At 79.6% G+C, this 15,995-nt stretch carries 14 protein-coding genes and 1 tRNA gene; 7 read left to right on the top strand and 8 right to left on the bottom strand.

Going from position 1 to position 15,995, the window contains the following annotated elements:
- Window positions 1-120: 120 nt before the first annotated feature.
- Window positions 121-192: transfer RNA gene (locus tag ACRYMY_RS12130), tRNA-Arg, on the top strand.
- A gap of 19 nt (window positions 193-211) precedes the next feature.
- Here ACRYMY_RS12130 and ACRYMY_RS12125 read toward each other — a convergent pair.
- Window positions 212-1,660: a phytoene desaturase family protein gene (locus ACRYMY_RS12125; protein WP_432547511.1), complete on the bottom strand. Its 1,449-nt coding sequence runs from the start codon at window positions 1,658-1,660 to the stop codon at window positions 212-214.
- A 123-nt stretch (window positions 1,661-1,783) separates the two neighbouring features.
- On the opposite strand from ACRYMY_RS12125, the gene ACRYMY_RS12120 reads away from it, so the two are divergent.
- Window positions 1,784-2,233, top strand: coding sequence for a SprT-like domain-containing protein (locus tag ACRYMY_RS12120; protein ID WP_432547510.1), 450 nt, complete (start codon window positions 1,784-1,786; stop codon window positions 2,231-2,233).
- A 28-nt stretch (window positions 2,234-2,261) separates the two neighbouring features.
- Here ACRYMY_RS12120 and ACRYMY_RS12115 read toward each other — a convergent pair whose 3' ends face one another.
- The 4 genes from ACRYMY_RS12115 to ACRYMY_RS12100 form a co-directional block, all read right to left on the bottom strand.
- Window positions 2,262-3,083, bottom strand: coding sequence for a class I SAM-dependent methyltransferase (locus ACRYMY_RS12115; RefSeq protein WP_432547509.1), 822 nt, complete (start codon window positions 3,081-3,083; stop codon window positions 2,262-2,264).
- A gap of 73 nt (window positions 3,084-3,156) precedes the next feature.
- A complete protein-coding gene (locus ACRYMY_RS12110) occupies window positions 3,157-4,227 on the bottom strand; it encodes an FAD-dependent oxidoreductase (protein WP_432547508.1) in 1,071 nt (356 codons plus the stop codon).
- Window positions 4,224-6,803 (bottom strand): ATP-dependent helicase HrpB, encoded by a 2,580-nt coding sequence (gene hrpB, locus ACRYMY_RS12105; RefSeq protein WP_432547548.1) that lies wholly within the window; start codon window positions 6,801-6,803, stop codon window positions 4,224-4,226. The genes ACRYMY_RS12110 and hrpB overlap by 4 nt, the downstream gene beginning before the upstream one ends.
- 80 nt (window positions 6,804-6,883) lie before the next feature.
- Window positions 6,884-8,494 (bottom strand): DEAD/DEAH box helicase, encoded by a 1,611-nt coding sequence (locus ACRYMY_RS12100; protein ID WP_432547507.1) that lies wholly within the window; start codon window positions 8,492-8,494, stop codon window positions 6,884-6,886.
- Window positions 8,495-8,726: 232 nt separating this feature from the next.
- On the opposite strand from ACRYMY_RS12100, the gene ACRYMY_RS12095 reads away from it, so the two are divergent.
- From ACRYMY_RS12095 to ACRYMY_RS12080, 4 genes are all read left to right on the top strand, one after another.
- Complete coding sequence (locus tag ACRYMY_RS12095) at window positions 8,727-9,791, top strand: iron chelate uptake ABC transporter family permease subunit (RefSeq protein ID WP_432547506.1); 1,065 nt, start codon at window positions 8,727-8,729, stop codon at window positions 9,789-9,791.
- Complete coding sequence (locus ACRYMY_RS12090) at window positions 9,788-10,888, top strand: FecCD family ABC transporter permease (RefSeq protein ID WP_432547505.1); 1,101 nt, start codon at window positions 9,788-9,790, stop codon at window positions 10,886-10,888. The genes ACRYMY_RS12095 and ACRYMY_RS12090 overlap by 4 nt, the downstream gene beginning before the upstream one ends.
- An 81-nt stretch (window positions 10,889-10,969) precedes the next feature.
- Entirely contained in the window at window positions 10,970-11,827 is an 858-nt protein-coding gene (locus tag ACRYMY_RS12085; RefSeq protein ID WP_432547504.1) for an ABC transporter ATP-binding protein, read from the top strand.
- A 34-nt stretch (window positions 11,828-11,861) separates the two neighbouring features.
- On the top strand, window positions 11,862-12,791 hold the full coding sequence (locus ACRYMY_RS12080) for an NAD(+)/NADH kinase (protein WP_432547503.1): 930 nt from the start codon (window positions 11,862-11,864) through the stop codon (window positions 12,789-12,791).
- A 46-nt stretch (window positions 12,792-12,837) separates the two neighbouring features.
- On the opposite strand, the gene ACRYMY_RS12075 is transcribed toward ACRYMY_RS12080, so the two are convergent.
- On the bottom strand, window positions 12,838-13,761 hold the full coding sequence (locus ACRYMY_RS12075; protein WP_432547502.1) for a hypothetical protein: 924 nt from the start codon (window positions 13,759-13,761) through the stop codon (window positions 12,838-12,840).
- A gap of 140 nt (window positions 13,762-13,901) precedes the next feature.
- Here ACRYMY_RS12075 and ACRYMY_RS12070 point away from each other — a divergent pair, with 140 nt between their 5' ends.
- Window positions 13,902-14,264 (top strand): PRC-barrel domain-containing protein, encoded by a 363-nt coding sequence (locus ACRYMY_RS12070; RefSeq protein WP_432547501.1) that lies wholly within the window; start codon window positions 13,902-13,904, stop codon window positions 14,262-14,264.
- Window positions 14,265-14,325: 61 nt separating this feature from the next.
- On the opposite strand, the gene ACRYMY_RS12065 is transcribed toward ACRYMY_RS12070, so the two are convergent.
- Window positions 14,326-15,396: a hemolysin family protein gene (locus ACRYMY_RS12065; protein WP_432547500.1), complete on the bottom strand. Its 1,071-nt coding sequence runs from the start codon at window positions 15,394-15,396 to the stop codon at window positions 14,326-14,328.
- Window positions 15,393-15,944 carry a transporter associated domain-containing protein gene (locus ACRYMY_RS12060; RefSeq protein ID WP_432547499.1) on the bottom strand — a complete coding sequence of 184 codons (552 nt, stop codon included), beginning with the start codon at window positions 15,942-15,944 and terminating at the stop codon, window positions 15,393-15,395. Before ACRYMY_RS12060 ends, ACRYMY_RS12065 begins: the two co-directional genes overlap by 4 nt.
- Window positions 15,945-15,995 lie beyond the last annotated feature (51 nt).

The following is a 15,995-nucleotide window of genomic DNA, read 5'->3' as shown; positions in this document are numbered from 1 at the left end:
GGCCCGCGGCCTCCCCGCCGCCGTCCGGGGAGCCGCCCGGAGCCCGTCGGGGGGGGCCCGTCGAGCGGCCCCTGGTCCGACCGCGGGCGCGGCGCTGGTAGTGTCCACCTCGCTCGCTGCGCCCCCGTAGCTCAGCGGATAGAGCATCGGCCTCCGGAGCCGTGTGCGCAGGTTCGAGTCCTGCCGGGGGCACCCACCTCTCCACCGGCCCTCAGCCGGGCGTCAGCCCGTCGGGGCCCACCACGATCCCGAAGCGCTGCCGCAGCGCCCTCCGCGCCGCGTGCACGCCGCACATGCCGTGCACGCCCGAGGCGGGCGGGGTCGCCGCCGAGCACAGGTACACCCCCTCCAGCGGGGTCCGGTACGGGTCCCAGCGCGGCACCGGGCGCGCCAGCAGCTGCCACGGCGTGACCGCCCCGCCCGTGACGTCCCCGCCGGGCAGGTTGGGGTTGCCCCGCTCCAGCTCGACGGCCGGCACGGCCGTGCGGTGCAGCACCCGGTCGGAGAAGCCCGGCGCGAAGCGCTCCACCTGCCGCTGCACCGCCTCCCCCACGTCCAGCGTCGAGCCGAACGGCACGTGCGCGTACGTCCACAGCGTCGAGCGGCCCGCCGGGGCCCGCCCGCCGTCGAGCAGCGACGGCTGCGACAGCAGCACGTAGGGGCGCCGGGCGTGCCGGCCGGCGGCGACGTCGCGCTCGGCGGCGACCACCTCCCCGCGCGGGCCGCCCACGTGCACCGTCCCGGCGCGGTCCACGCCCGGCGCCGCCCACGGGACCGGGCCGTCGAGGACGAAGTGCACGGGCGAGGCCGCCGAGCGGTGCCGCCAGCGGCGCAGGTGCGCGGCGTACCCGGACGGCAGGCCCGGTGCCATCCGCGCCAGCGCCCCCGGCAGCACGTCCAGCAGGACCGCGCGCGCCGGCGGCAGCTCGGCCAGCGACGTCACCGGCGCGTCCAGCACGACCCGCCCGCCCAGGCGGCGCACCTCGCCGGCCAGCGCGTCGCTGATGCGCTGCGAGCCGCCGCGCGGCACCGGCCAGCCCACGGCGTGCGCCAGCGTGGCCAGCAGCAGCCCCGCGCCCGCCGGGCCGGGCGCGCGCGGCGGGGCGACGGCGTGCGCGGCCACCCCGGTCAGCAGCGCCGGGGCGAGGTCGGCGCTGAAGCGGGCCCCCCACGCCGGCCCGCCCTGCTCGGCGACCGCCAGCGCCAGCCGCAGCGCGGCGGCGGGCCGGGGCGCCGGGTGGCGCAGGTCGCCCAGGGCCAGGTCGACGACCTCGCGCCAGCGGCGCACCAGCGGGCCGAGCAGGCCCCGCCAGGCCGGCCCGTCGGCGCCCAGGCCGTCGGCGGTGGCGTCCAGGTCCCGCAGGGCCAGCGCGGCGCGGGCGCCGTCCAGGGGGTGGGCGTAGGCCACCTCGGGCTGCAGCAGCTCCACCCCGAGCGCGGGCAGGTCCAGGGCGCGGAAGAACGGCGAGGCCAGCGCCATCGGGTGCACGGCGGAGCCCACGTCGTGCCAGTGCCCGGGCAGGGTCAGCTCCCGGGTGCTCGCGGCGCCGCCGACGGTGCCCGCGCGCTCGCGCACCTCCACCTCCAGCCCGGCGCGGGCCAGCACGAGCGCGGCGGCCAGCCCGTTGGGCCCCGCCCCCACCACCACGGCGTCGGGCACCCCGCGAGGCTGCCACGGCCGGCGCGGGGCGGCGCGCCGGGCGCGGGCCGGTCGCGGCCGCGTGGTGGACTGCCCGGCGCCGGCGGGACGGGCCCGCGGCGCGGGGGACGGGAGCGGACGAGGGTGGACGTGGTCGCGGCGGTGGCGATGGCGCGGCGGGTGCTGGACGAGCACGGGCTGCGCGACTGGACGGTCGTCCTGGACCGGGCCCGCACGCGCGCGGGCGTCTGCCGGGCGCACCGGCGCGAGATCGGGCTGAGCCGGCCGCTGACCGCGCTGCACAGCGAGGAGGAGGTGCGGCTCACCGTCCTGCACGAGGTCGCGCACGCGCTGGTGGGCCCCGAGCACGGGCACGACGCCGTCTGGCGCGAGCGGGTGCGCCGCATCGGCGGGGACGACCGGCGCACCCTGCCGCCCACGGCGCCGCGGCTGCCGGGCGCGTGGACGGGCACCTGCCCCGCCGGGCACACCGTCACCCGGCACCGGCGCCCGGCGCGGACGTCCTCGTGCACGCGCTGCTCGCGCACCTGGGACCCGCGGCACGCCTTCACCTGGGAGCGCGCGGGCTCCTGAGGCGGGGACCCGGGCCGGGCGGCGACGCTCAGCGCAGGCGCACGAGCAGCTCGCCGTGCGTCATCGTCATCCAGCCGTCGGGGTGGGCGCTCCACTCCCGCCAGGCGGCGGCCACCTCCCGCAGGTCCTCCGCGCCCGCGCCGGCGGCGCGCAGTCGGCCGGCCAGCGGCTCGCCCTCCGCGCGCTCGGCCCACGTGCCGCCCCACCAGGCCCGCTCGGCGGGCGTGGCGAACAGCCACACCGAGGCGCTGGGCACCAGCTCGGCCACCTCCGCGGCGTCGGCGAGGCCGGCCGCGCGGGCCAGGGCGAGCAGGTGGGCGCCGGCGTCGGGGTCGCCCCCGGCGGAGCGGGCCGCGCGGCGGTAGGCCTCGCGCCACGTGCGCAGCCCCGGCAGGTCGGGGTGGGCGTGCACGGAGGCGTAGTCGGCGTCGCGCACGGCGAGCAGCCCGCCGGGCCGGCACACTCGGGCCATCTCGCGCAGGGCTCCGACGGGGTCGGCCAGGTGCTGCAGCACCTGGTGGGCGTGCACGACGTCGAAGGTGCCGTCGGCGAAGGGCAGCGCGCCGGCCTCGGCGACGGCGAGCTCGACGCCGACCCCGCGCTCGCGGGCGGCCGCGGCGGCGTCGGTCAGCACGTCGGCCGAGGCGTCGACGCCGACGGTCCGGCCGGGGGCCGTGCGCGCGGCGAGGTCGGCCGTCAGGGTGCCCACGCCGCAGCCGACGTCGAGCAGGTCGAGCCCGGGCGCCAGGTGGGGCAGCAGGTGGGCGGCCGAGTTCTCCGCGGTGCGGTGCGCGTGCGAGCGGCGCACCGCGGCCGCGTGGCCGTGGACGTACCCGGGCGTCGTGGTCATGACCGGACCCTGGCGCCCCCCGGGCACGGTGTCCACGCCTCGAGACTCACGTCCCGGATATCGAGACAGCGGGTCAGCGTCCCGCGAGGACGTCGCGCACGACCTCCCGCACGGCCTCGCGCGCGGCGCGGGAGGCGCCGACCGTGCTGGCCGAGGGGCCGTAGCCGACCAGGTGCAGCCGCGGTTCGGCCACCACCCGCGTGCCCGCCACCCGCACCCCGCCGCCGCGCTCGCGCAGCCGCAGCGGGCGCAGGTGGTCCAGCGCGGGCCGGAACCCCGTCGCCCACAGCACCGCGTCCGCCCGCAGGCGGGTGCCGTCGTCCCACTCCAGGCCGTCGGCGACCAGGCGCCGCGGCGGTGGGCGCCGGTGCAGCAGCCCCCGCTCGCGCAGGGCCGCCACCTGCGGGGTCAGCACCAGGCCGGTGGCCGAGACGACGCTGCCCGGCGGGCGGCCGGCCGCGACGCGCTCGGTGACGACCGCCACCGCCTCGCGGCGCACGGCCTCGTCGGCGAAGTCCTCGCGCACCCGCAGCTCGCCCCGGGTGACCCAGGTGGTCTCGGCCACGCCGTCCAGCTCCAGCAGGTGCTCGACGGCGGAGGCACCGCCGCCGACGACCACGACGCGCTGGCCGCGGAACTCCTCCGGGCCGCGGTACTGCGCGGTGTGCAGCTGCCGGCCGCCGAAGACGTCGCGGCCCGGGTACCACGGGCAGAACGGCCGGCTCCAGGTGCCGGTGGCGCTGACGACGGCGCGCGCCGCGACCGTCCCGGCGTCCGTGACGACGAGCAGGCGGGGGCCGCCGCGACGCACCTCCACGACGCCCACGGGCCGCTCGACGGGGTGCCCCAGCAGCTCCTCGTAGGCGGCGAAGTAGTCCGGGACGACGTCGGCGGCGCGCTCGCGCGGGTCGACCGGCCCCATCGGCAGACCCGGCAGGTCGTGCACGCCGTGCACGCGCTCCATGCGCAGGGACGGCCAGCGGTGCCGCCACGCGCCGCCGGGGGCATCGCCGCCGTCCAGCACGGTGAAGTCCCGGCCGGGCCGCAGGCCCGCCCGCTCGAGGAACCACGCCGCCGACAGGCCGCCCTGCCCGGCGCCGACCACCACGACGTCGAGCGTCCGCAGCGCCGGCCGGGTGGTCACGATCCGTGATCGTAGGTGCGGCCGGCGGCGCGCGTCGTGCGGGAGGTCGCCGTCGCGGTCAGCGGGTCCTGCGGCCACGGGTGCTTCGGGTAGCGCCCGCGGTTCTCCGCGCGCACCTGCGCGTACGGCCCGGCCCAGAAGGAGGCCAGGTCGCTCGTGACGGCCAGCGGGCGCCCGGCCGGGGACAGCAGGTGCAGCACGACGGCCACCCGCCCGTCCAGCACGCGCGGGGAGGCGGTCCAGCCGAAGACCTCCTGCAGCTTGACCGCCAGGACCGGGGGCGCGGGGTCCTCCCCGTCCCGCGGCGGGTCCTCCGGCCACGTCAGCCGCGCCCGCCTGCCGCTGGGCACGGCGACGGCCTCGGGGGCCAGCTCGTCCAGGCGGGCGGCCGCCGGCCACGGCAGCAGGGCGCGCAGGGCGGCGCCCGCGTCGACGGCGGCCAGGTCGCGGGCGGTGCGGACCCCGGCCAGCGCGGGCAGCAGCCACTCGCCGGCCCGCTCCAGCAGCGCCGCGGTGCGCACGTCCGGCCACGGCTCCCCCAGCGCGGCCCGGCACGCCGCCAGCCGCGCGCGCAGCGACCGGCCCGCCGGGGACCAGCCCAGCCGGGCCAGCCCGTCGCGGTGCAGCACGTCCAGCAGCACCGCCGTCACCGCGTCCGGGTCCGGCCGCGGCAGCGGGGAGCGGGAGAGCACCACGGCGCCGAGCCGGTCCACCCGCTCGGCGACGACCCGCTCCTCGCGCCAGACGACCTCCTCGTCCCGCGCGCGCTCGCGCGCGGCCACCCGCAGGGCGGTCGCCTCGTCCAGCGGGGCGGCCAGGCGCACGCGGCCCGCCGCCCGGCCCGTGCCGATCCCGGCGTCCGCCTCGGCCACGGCCAGCCACGCGGCGCCCTCCCACGCCGAACCGGGCGCGGTCTCCAGCCCACCGCCGCCCACCGTGAGCAGGCCCGCGCCGCGGCGGCGGGCGATCCGCTCGGGGTGGGCCAGGGCGACCACCTCGCCGGCCGCCAGGTCGTCGGGCGGTCCTCCCGTCCCGTCGCCGCGCCCGTCGCCGCGCTGCTCGGGCCCGGCGGGCAGCTCGCGCAGCAGGCGCCGCACCTCCGCCTCCCAGCGGCGCGCGTCCGGTGATCCGGGCTGCGCGCGCAGCCGCCGCCAGGCGGCCACGAGGTCGTCGGTGCCGCGGGCCAGGCCGTCCTCGGACAGCAGGGCCACGACCTCCGCGCAGCGGCGCCGACCCACCCGCGGCGCCCCCTCGTGCAGGGCGCGCGCCAGCCGCGGGTGCAGACCGGTGCCGGCCAGGGCGCGCCCCAGCGCCGTGACGCGCCCGTCGTCGTCGAGGGCGCCCAGCACGCGCAGCGTCCGGTGCGCGGCGGCCAGCGGGCCCGGTGGCGGCGGGTCGAGCAGCGGCAGGTCCTCCCCCGCGCCCCACGCGGCGCTCGTCAGCGCGAAGGCGCTCAGGTCGGCGGTGGTGATCTCGGGGTCGGGGTGGGCCGGCAGCAGGGCGTGGTCGGCGCGCGACCAGGCGCGCAGCACCGTCCCCGGCGCCTCGCGGGCGGCGCGGCCGGCGCGCTGGTCGGCGGCGGCGCGCGAGACGCGCACGGTGTCCAGGCCCGCCAGACCGCGGGCGTGGTCGGTGCGCGGCACGCGGGCCAGGCCGGCGTCGACGACGACCCGCACGCCGGGCACGGTCAGGCTCGACTCGGCCACGGCGGTGGCCAGCACGACGCGTCGGCGGGTCCCCGGGCGCAGGGCGGCGTCCTGCTCGCGGGCGCCCAGCCGGCCGTGCAGGGCGACGACGTCGACGTCGCGGGCGACCGGGAGCCGGTGCAGCCGGGCGGCCACGGCGCTCACCTCTCCCGCGCCGGGCAGGAAGACGAGGACGTCGCCGGCCAGGTCCGCCAGGGCGGTGGCGGTCAGCGCGGCGACGTGGTCGAGCAGGGCCGGGTCCACGCGCAGGCCCTCCGGCGGGCGGACCGGGCGCGGCGGCGGGCACCAGCGCACGTCGAGGGGGTGGACGGCGGCCGTGGCGGTGACGACCGGGGCCGACGGCCCGGACCCGCCGAGCAGGGCGGCCACGCGGTCGGCCTCCACCGTCGCCGACGCGCACAGCAGCCGCAGGTCCGGGCGCAGCACGGCCCGCGACTCCAGCGCGAGCGCCAGCGCCAGGTCGGTGTCCAGGTGGCGCTCGTGGACCTCGTCGAGGACGAGGGCGGCGATGCCGGGCAGCTCGGGGTCGCGCAGCAGGCGCCGCAGCAGCAGGCCCGTGGTGACGACCTCCACGCGGGTGGCCGCGCTCGTGCGCCGCTCGCCGCGCACCGCGAAGCCGACGCGGGCGCCGACCTCCTCGCCCAGCAGGGCCGCCGAGCGGGCCGCCGCGGCGCGGGCGGCCACCCGGCGCGGCTCGGCCACGACCACCCGCCCGCCCGGCAGCGCGCCGGCCAGCGCCAGCGGCACGAGGGTCGTCTTGCCCGTGCCGGGCGGGGCCTGCAGGACGGCGGTCCCGGCGCGCTCCAGCGCCCCGAGCAGCTGCGGGACGACGGCGCCGACGGGCAGGGAACCGAGCAGGTCGGGCGTCAGCACCCCGTCACGGTCCCACCCGCCCGCGCCGGGGGCGGCGGGGCGGGTGGGCTGCACCGGACGGGGCTCGCGGGAGGGGCTCAGGCGCCCTGGGGACGGGCACCGCTGCGACCGCGGCCGCCGCGACGACGGCGCGACGGCGCACCGGCGCCCTCCCCGCCACGGCCGCCGGGGGCGGCCGGCGGGGCCGTGCGACGCCGCACCGGCTGCGGCGGGGCCTGCGGCACCGGCGCGCTGGCCGGGTCCACGTGCTCGGCGCGCGGGCCGACGAGGCCGTCGACGACGGGCGCGCCGGCCGCGGCGGCGCTCCAGCGGGGGCTGATGCCGGCCTGCTTGGCCAGCGTGCGCACGTCGCCGCGCTGGTCGGGCGTGCAGACGGTGACGACGGTGCCGCCGGCCCCGGCGCGCGCCGTGCGCCCGGAGCGGTGCAGGTACGCCTTGTGCTCGGTGGGCGGGTCCACGTGCACGACGAGGCCGACCTCGTCGACGTGGATGCCGCGGGCGGCGATGTCGGTGGCCACGAGGACCTTGACCGAGCCGTCGGTGAAGGCGCCGAGGTTTCGCTCGCGGGCGTTCTGGCTGAGGTTGCCGTGCAGGTCCACGGCCGGCACGCCCGAGGCGGTCAGCTGCTTGGCCAGCTTCTTCGCCCCGTGCTTGGTGCGGGTGAACAGCACGGTGCGCCCGCGGCCGGCGGCCAGGTCGCGGACGAGGCCGCCCTTGCCGTCGGCGGGCACCTCCAGGACGTGGTGCTCCATCGTCGACACGGGCGCGACGGCCGGGTCGACCGAGTGCGTCACCGGCTCGGACAGGTAGCGGCGCACCAGGACGTCCACCCCGCCGTCGAGCGTGGCGGAGAACAGCATCCGCTGGCCCACGACGGGCGTGGCGTCCAGCAGCCGCTTCACGCCGGGCAGGAAGCCCAGGTCGGCCATGTGGTCGGCCTCGTCGAGGACGGTGACCTCGACGGCGTCCAGGCGGCAGTGCCCCTGGCGGACGAGGTCCTCCAGGCGGCCCGGGCACGCGACGAGCACGTCGACGCCCTCGCGCAGCGCGCTGACCTGCGGGTTCTGCCCCACGCCGCCGAAGACGACGGTGGTGCGCAGGCCGACCGCGGTGGCCAGCGGGGTCAGGGTGGCGGCGACCTGGCTGGCCAGCTCGCGGGTGGGCACCAGCACGAGGCTGCGCGGGCGGGTGGCGCGGCGCGGGCGCGTGGAGGCGGCCAGGCGCGCCACCAGCGGCAGCGCGAAGGCGATGGTCTTGCCCGAGCCGGTGCGCCCGCGGCCCAGCACGTCGCGGCCGGCCAGGGAGTCCGGCAGCGTCGCGGCCTGGATCGGGAAGGGCGCCGTGACGCCGCGCTCGGCCAGGGAGGCGACGAGGGGGGCGGGCACGCCGAGCTCGGCGAAGCCGCGCCCGTCCTGCGGGGCGTCCGCGGCGGGCTGCGCGGCGGGCTGCGCGGCGGGGCGCTCGTCGGTGCGCTCGGCGGGGACGGCCGCCGCGGTGCTCGTGCCGGTGGTGGCGGTGCCGTTCGCGGCGGCGGACTGCCCGCCGCGCCCGCGGCCGCCGCGACGGCGGCGCCGGGGGGCGGGCACCCCCTCGCCGGACGGGCCGGCGGGGGTCGCGAAGGGGTTGGTGGTGGGGGTCGTGCGGGGGTCGGTGGACGTGCGGGGGCCGCTGGACGCGGAGGTGCTCACGGGTTCCTCTCGGGACGACGGGGTGGCCGTGGTGCCCGACCGCGCTCCGGTGAGGAGGGACCTGCGCGCCGCGACGGCGCTGAACACTCGACCGCGGGCCGCACCTGGTGGCGCGCCCGCCGGGGACCCATCATGCCGCACGGGACCCGCTGCCCCGATCGGCCGCCGCGCGCGGGACCTGAGCCGCGGGCGGCGACCCGCACCGCTGCGGTGGGTAGGCTAACCTCACCTCGTGGCCACCTCGACGAGCCCGCTGCCCGCCGCGGCGGCCCCGCCACCACCGCGGCGCCGGGCCGGCGGCCGGCGGCACGGGCGCGGCGCGGTGCTCGCCCTGGCCGCGGTCGTGCTCCTGGCCGCCGTGGTCGCCAGCCTGGCCGTCGGCTCCCGCGACGTCCCCCTGGGCACCGTCTGGGACGCCCTGCGCGGCACGGCCACCGGCCAGGACGCCCTCGTCGTGCGCGAGCTGCGCGTGCCGCGCACCCTCGCCGGGCTCCTCGTCGGCGCCGCCCTCGGGCTGTCGGGGGCGCTCATGCAGGCGCTGACCCGCAACCCCCTGGCCGATCCCGGCCTGCTCGGCGTCAACGCCGGCGCCGCGGCCGCCATGGTCACCGCCCTGGCCGTCCTCGGGACCACCTCGCGCCTGCAGCTGGTGTGGTTCGCGATGCTCGGCGCGGCCGTCGTCTCCGTGGCCGTCTACGTCATCGGCTCGGCGGGCCGCGGCGGGGCGACGCCCGTGCGCCTGGCGCTGGCCGGCACGGCCGTCACCGCCGCGCTGACCGCGTACACGACCGCGTGGATCCTGCTCGACCAGCGCACCTTCGACCGCTTCCGCTTCTGGCAGGTCGGCTCCCTGGCCGGGCAGGACGCCACCGTCGTGGCCCAGCTGGCCCCCTTCGTCCTCGTCGGCACCGCCCTCGGCCTGAGCCAGGTGCGCCCGCTGAACGCCCTCGCGCTCGGCGTGGACTCCGGGCGCGCGCTGGGCGCCTCGGTGACCCGCACCCGCGTCCTGACGGCGCTGGCCGTGACGCTGCTGTGCGGGTCGGCGACTGCCGCGGTCGGGCCGGTCGCCTTCGTCGGCCTGGCCGTCCCCCACCTCGTGCGGGCCCTGACCGGCCCGGACCAGCGCTGGGTCCTGCCCCTGTCCACGCTGCTGGCCCCCGGCCTGCTGCTGCTGGGCGACGTGATCGGCCGGGTCGTCGTGCGCCCCGGCGAGCTGGAGGTGAGCATCGTGGCCGCGGTCCTCGGCGCACCCGTCCTGGTGGCCCTCGTCCGGCGGCGCCGGCTGGCGCAGCTGTGAGCGTCGACGTCCGGCCCGGTCCGCTGACCCGGCCCACCGGGGTCGCCGACCGCGCCCGCCGCGGGCGCACGCTGCGCGGGCGCACCGGAGCGCGCTTCAGCGTCCGCCTCGAGGGCCGCACCGCGCTCGTGTGCGCGGGGCTGCTGGCGGCGCTGGCCGCCGTGGTGGCGGTGCTGCTGACCACCGGGGACTACCCGCTGACCGTCCCGCAGGCCGTCAGCGCCCTGCTGGGACAGGGCCGGCCCGCGGACGCGTTCGTCGTCACGGGGCTGCGCCTGCCGCGCGTCGTCGTCGGCGTCCTGGTGGGCGTCGCGCTCGGCGTGGCCGGGGCGGTGTTCCAGCAGGTCACCCGCAACCCGCTCGGCAGCCCGGACGTCATCGGCTTCACCCACGGCGCCGTGACGGGCGCCCTCGTGGTGCTGCTCGTGCTCGGCGGCACCGGCTCGGCCGTCCCGCTGGGCGCCCTGGTCGGCGGCTCCGCCAACGCGGCCCTCGTCTACGCGCTGTCGGTGCGCGGGGGCCTGCAGGGGTACCGGCTGATCCTCGTCGGCATCGGCGTCAGCGCCGTGCTCATCGCCGTCAACAACTACCTGCTGACGCGCTCGCGGGTGGAGCAGGCGCAGGCCGCGCAGCTGTGGATCACCGGCAGCCTCAACGCCCGCGGCTGGGACCAGGCGCTGCCGCTGGCCGTCGGGCTGGCCGTGCTGCTGCCCGTGCTGCTGGTGCTGGGCCGCTCGCTGACCCTCCTGGACCTCGGCGACGACGCCGCCCGCGCGCTGGGCGTGCGCGTGGACCGCCTCAAGCTCGCGGTGCTGGCGGCGGCCGTCGCCGTCACCGCGCTGGCCGCCACCGCCGCCGGGCCGATCGCCTTCATCGCCCTGGCCGCCCCGCAGGTGGCCCGCCGGCTGACGGGGGCCGTCGGCAGCGGCCTGGTCGCCGCGGGCCTGACCGGCGCGGTGCTGCTGCTGCTGAGCGACCTGGCCGCCCAGCGCCTGTTCTCCCCCGTGCAGCTGCCCGTGGGCGTCATGACCGGTGCCGTGGGCGGGCTGTACCTGTGCTGGCTGCTCGTCGCCCAGTGGCGACGCGGGCTCGGCTGAGGCGCCGTGCCGTCCCTGCCCCGCCGCCGCCGGCCGGCGCCCACCAGAACGCCCGCCCCGACCCCGGAGACCGATCCGCCCGTGACCGCGCTGACCACCTCCACGGGGCCCACCGGGTCCCCCGGCACCGGCACCGCGCGCCTGCGCGGGCAGGACCTCACGCTCGCCTACGACGAGCGCACCATCGCCCGCGACCTGTCGCTGGAGGTGCCCGACGGCTCCTTCACCGTCGTCGTCGGCCCCAACGCCTGCGGCAAGTCGACCCTGCTGCGGGCGCTGGCGCGGATGCTCAAGCCGACCAGCGGGCACGTGCTGCTGGACGGCGAGCACATCCGCTCCCTGCCGTCCAAGGAGGTGGCCCGCCGCCTGGGCCTGCTGCCGCAGACGGCCTCGGCGCCCGAGGGCATCACCGTGGCCGACCTCGTCGCCCGCGGCCGCTTCCCGCACCAGAAGCTGCTGCGGCAGTGGACCCGCGACGACGAGCGGGCCGTGGACGCGGCGATGGCCAGCACCCGCGTGGAGGACCTCGCCGACCGCGCGGTCGACGAGCTGTCCGGCGGGCAGCGCCAGCGGGTGTGGATCGCGATGGCGCTGGCGCAGGAGACGCCGCTGCTGCTGCTGGACGAGCCCACGACGTTCCTGGACATCGCCCACCAGATCGAGGTCCTCGACCTGCTGGCCGCGCTGCACGAGGAACAGGGCCGCACGCTGGTCGCCGTCCTGCACGACCTCAACCACGCCTGCCGGTACGCCACCCACCTCGTCGCCCTCAAGGACGGGCGGGTCATGGCGCAGGGCGACCCGCGCGAGGTCGTCACCGCCGACCTCGTGGAGCGCGTCTTCGGCCTGCCCTGCGTCGTCGTGCCCGACCCCGAGACCGGCACACCGCTGGTCGTGCCGCTGGCCCGCCACCGCAGCGCCGCCCGCCGGGGCGCGTGAGGACCGGCGCGGGCGCGCGGTTAGCGTGAGCGGCGTGGAGCAGCACGTGCGCGGGCGGCGGCTCGGACTGGTCGTGCACCCGGTGCGCGACACCGCGGAGGCCGCGGGCGTCGTGGCCGCCTGGGCCCGCGAGCACGAGGGGCAGGTCGTCGGTCTGCAGCGCGACGCCGGCCGCCTGCCGCCCGAGGTGCCCACCGTCACCGAGGCCGAGTTCCTGCGCACCGTCGACGCCGTCGTCAGCCTCGGCGGGGACGGCACCATGCTCGGCGCGCTGCGCCTGGTCGTCGGGCGCGGCATCCCCGTGCTCGGCGTCAACCTCGGCCACCTGGGGTTCCTCGTCGAGCTGGAGCCGCGCGAGCTGCCCGGCGCGCTGGAGCGCATCGCCCGCGGGGACTTCACCGTCGAGCCCCACCTGTGCCTGCGCACCGGCCTGCCCGGGCGCGAGGCCGTCGCCTTCAACGACGTCGCCATCGCCCGGGTCCCCGGCCGCGGCACCGTGTCCGCCGCGCTCAGCGTGGCCGGGCAGCGCATCGGCTACCTGCGCTGCGACGCCGTGGTGCTGTCCACCCCGTCGGGCTCGACGGCCTACAGCTACGCCGCGGGCGGGCCGGTGGTCTCCCCCGGCGCCGACGCCCTCGTCGTGACGCCCGTGGCGCCGATGTCCGGGATCTCCCGCTCGATCGTGCTGGGGGTGGACGAGCCGGTGCGCCTGGAGCTCATGGAGTCCTCCGGCACCCCCACCGTGGAGGTCGACGGCATCGACGCGGGGCCGCTGACGCCCGGCTCGGTCGTTGACGTGGTCGCCGAGCGCGACGCCGGGCACGTCATCCGGATGGACCCCGGCGGGCACGGGCGCCGCTCGCGGGTCAAGCTCAGCCTGCTCGACCTGCCGCTGCTGCCCGACGAGATGCTGGAGCTGGTGCCCGAGCAGCTGCGCCGCAAGCTGGCCCCGCAGGCCCGCTGACCCGTCGCCCGCTGCGAGCGGCGAGCGGCGGGCGGGCCGGGCGGGCTCAGTCCGCGCGGGGTGCGGCGGTGGGGGCGGTCGCCGCGGCCTCGTCGACCGCGGCCGCACCCGCGGCCACGCGCTCGGCGGCGGCCGCCTCCTCCCCCTGCGCAGCCGTCCCGTCGCCGGCGGCCGACCCCGCCCCACCCGTCGGCTCGGACGTCGCCGTGGCGGTCGGCGACGAGGTCGCGCTCCCGGTGGCCGAGCCCGTCGCGGTGGGCTCCTGCGTCGTGTCCCCGGTGCTGTCCGGCGTCGCCGTCCCGGTGGCGGTCGGCTCGTCCGTGCTCGTGGCCGTGCCCGTGGACGTCGGCTCACCGCCCGGGGTCGCGGGCTCCTCGGTGGCGGGGTCCGCGGGCGACGGGGTGATGCTGCCGCCGAGGATGCCGCGCTCGACCTCCCCGCTGCCCGCGGTGCCCTGCCGCACCGACGTCACGGTCTGGCCGCTGGCGTGCTCCCACGCGGCGATGCCGCCGACGGAGACGGCGAACGCGGCCGCGCCGACGAGGACGGCGTGCCGGCGGCCGACCCGGCGCCGCGCGCGGGCGGGCGGTGCGGGCTCGCGCACCTCCCGCGGCTCCTCACCGCGCGGGTCCGGGTCGGGGGCCGGCTCCGCGTCCTCGGCGGGCGGGTCCTCGCGCTCGGGGTGCCGGTCCTGCGCGGGCGGGACGGGCAGCGGGGCGGTGCGCCGCTCGCGGGCGCGCCGCGCGGCGTCGGCCACCCGCTCCCGGCTGACCTTCAGGTAGTGGTTGTAGACCGCGGCCGCCGTCGAGGCGGCGACGCTGCCCAGCGCCGCGCCCAGGAGGGTGCCCAGGGTGCCGAGGCTGCGCGCGCCCGCCAGGACCAGCGCCGAGGTGACGGCGGCCAGGGCGCCCGCGCAGATCTGCAGCCAGGGGATCGTGAGCCGGACCGGCTCGGTGCTCTGCTCGCTCATGCCGTCGTCCATCGTCGCACCCGCGCGGGCCCCGGCCGGGCGGGAGCCGTCGCGGCGCTGTCGGAGGTGTGTGGAGCCCTCGTGGAGGCGCCGGCGACGACCGGGTGGCCGCGCACCCGCGGCGACGGCACAGTGACGCCATGACCATCCTGGTGCAGGACCTCAACCAGTGGAAGGGCGCCGCGGTGACCGACGTCACCGACGCCAAGATCGGCACCCTCGCGTCCGTGTACGTCGACGCGGCCACCGACGAGTGGTTGTTCGCGGCCGTGGAGACCGGGGTCGTGGGGTTCAAGAAGGTGGTCATGGTGCCGCTGGACCAGGCGGCGGTCGGCCGGCACGACATCCGCGTCTCCTTCTCGAAGGAGACCGTCAAGGCCGCACCGGCCTTCGCCACCGACGAGGAGCTCGGCCCGGACGACGAGCCGCGCATCTACGCCCACTACGGCCTGGACTACACGCCCGCCGACACCCCCAGCGGCCGGCGCCTGGCCCGCCGCTGACGGACCGCGCCGGGCGCCCGTCCCCGGGCGCCCGGCGCGTCAGCCCCGCGCGCGCAGCGCCTCAGCCCCCCGCGCGCAGCGCGACGTCGGCGCGCTGGGTGGCGTCGGCGACCTCGCCGACCAGCTCCTCGATGACGTCCTCGAGGAAGACGACCCCCGTCACCCGGCCGCGACCGTCGACCACGCGCGCCAGGTGCGAGCCGGTGCGCCGCATGGCGGCCAGCGCGTCCTCCACCTCCTCGTCCTCCGCCAGCGTCCCCAGCGGGCGCACCCGCTTGTCCGGCACCGGCCGCTCGTAGCGCTCGGGGTGCTCGGCGGGGTCGGCGTACAGGACGTCCTTGAGGTGCAGGTAGCCGTGCAGGTCGCCGTCGGCGTCGGCGACCGGGAAGCGGCTGAAGCCCGTACGCGCCACGAGGGCCTCCACGTCGGCCGGGCTGGCCCCGGGCGGCAGCGTGCGCAGCGCGTCCAGGGGGACGGCGATCTCCCCGACGCTGCGGTCGGAGAACTCCAGCGCCCCCGTCACCAGGCCCTGGGTGTCCTCCAGGGTCCCCTCCCGGCGGCTCTCGGCGACGATCGACTGCACCTCCTCCACGGTGAAGGCGCTGGCCACCTCGTCCTTCGGCTCGACGCCGGCCAGCCGCAGCAGCGCGTTCGTCACCGCGTTCAGGGCCCGCACGACGGGGCCGAGGACGCGGCCGAGGGCCACCAGCGGCGGCGCGAAGGCCAGCACGGCCCGGTCGGGCCCGGCGATGCTGAGGTTCTTGGGGATCATCTCGCCCACGACGACGTGCAGGTAGACGACGATCGTCAGCGCGAGCGCGAGGGACACCGGGTGCACGAGGCCCTCGGGCACCCCGAGGGACGCGAACACGGGTTCCAGCAGGTGCGCGACGGCCGGCTCGGCCACGGCGCCCAGCCCCAGCGAGCACAGCGTCACGCCCAGCTGGCACAGCGCCAGCATCAGGGAGACGTGCTCCATGGCGCTCAGGGCGCTGCGGGCGCGGGCGGAGGTGGCGGCCAGCGGCTCGACCTGGCTGCGGCGCGCGGACAGGACGGCGAACTCGCCGCCGACGAAGAAGGCGTTGCCCAGCAGCAGCAGGACCGCCACGAGCAGGGAGACCTCGGAGCTCACCGGCGCACCCCCTGCTCACCGGCGGGTCGGGAGGCCCCATCCCGCCCCTCGTCGCCCGCCGCGCGCCGGGCGGCGGCGCGCTCGGCGGCGCGCCGGTGCGCGCGCCGCCGCGCCGCGGGGCCCGAGGCCCGGGCGGGGTCCACCTCGGGCGAGGAGTCCGGCGTCACCGCGGGCGCCGCGCCCGACCCGGGCGCGGGCACGGCCGCCACCGGCTCCGGCGGCGCCGGGACGCCCGCCGCCGCGGGGGCCCGCAGCCGCAGCCGCAGCCGCTCCACGCGCCGGCCCTCCATCCGCACCACGCGCAGGAACGCGTCCTGCCCGACGGCGACCTCGTCGCCCACGACGGGGATGCGCCCCAGCCGGGCCATGACGAAGCCGCCGAGCGTCTCGTAGGCGGGGGCGTCGGGCACGTCGACCCCGGTGCCCCCGCGCACCTCGTCGGGGCGGGCCAGGCCCGGGACGGTCCAGGAGCCGTCGCGGTGCCGGCGCAGCCCGCCGCGGTCGCGGTCGTGGTCGGGGGGGGGGGGGGCGGCGGGCGGCCGCCCCACCCCCCCCCCCCCCCCCCCCCCCCCCCCCCCCCCCGCCGCCGCCGCGCCCAC

The sequence above is a fragment of the Kineococcus haloalkalitolerans genome, assembly GCF_050871905.1.
Lineage (GTDB): Bacteria > Actinomycetota > Actinomycetes > Actinomycetales > Kineococcaceae > Kineococcus.
Note: the sequence above shows the minus strand (reverse complement) of the source record. Positions and strands in the feature narration are given on the sequence as shown.

Coding starts and splice junctions, on each gene's coding strand:
- ACRYMY_RS12115 (WP_432547509.1), bottom strand. CDS start 3,083: ATGACCACGACGCCCGGGTACGTCCACGGCCACGCGGCCGCGGTGCGC.
- ACRYMY_RS12075 (WP_432547502.1), bottom strand. CDS start 13,761: ATGAGCGAGCAGAGCACCGAGCCGGTCCGGCTCACGATCCCCTGGCTG.
- ACRYMY_RS12070 (WP_432547501.1), top strand. CDS start 13,902: ATGACCATCCTGGTGCAGGACCTCAACCAGTGGAAGGGCGCCGCGGTG.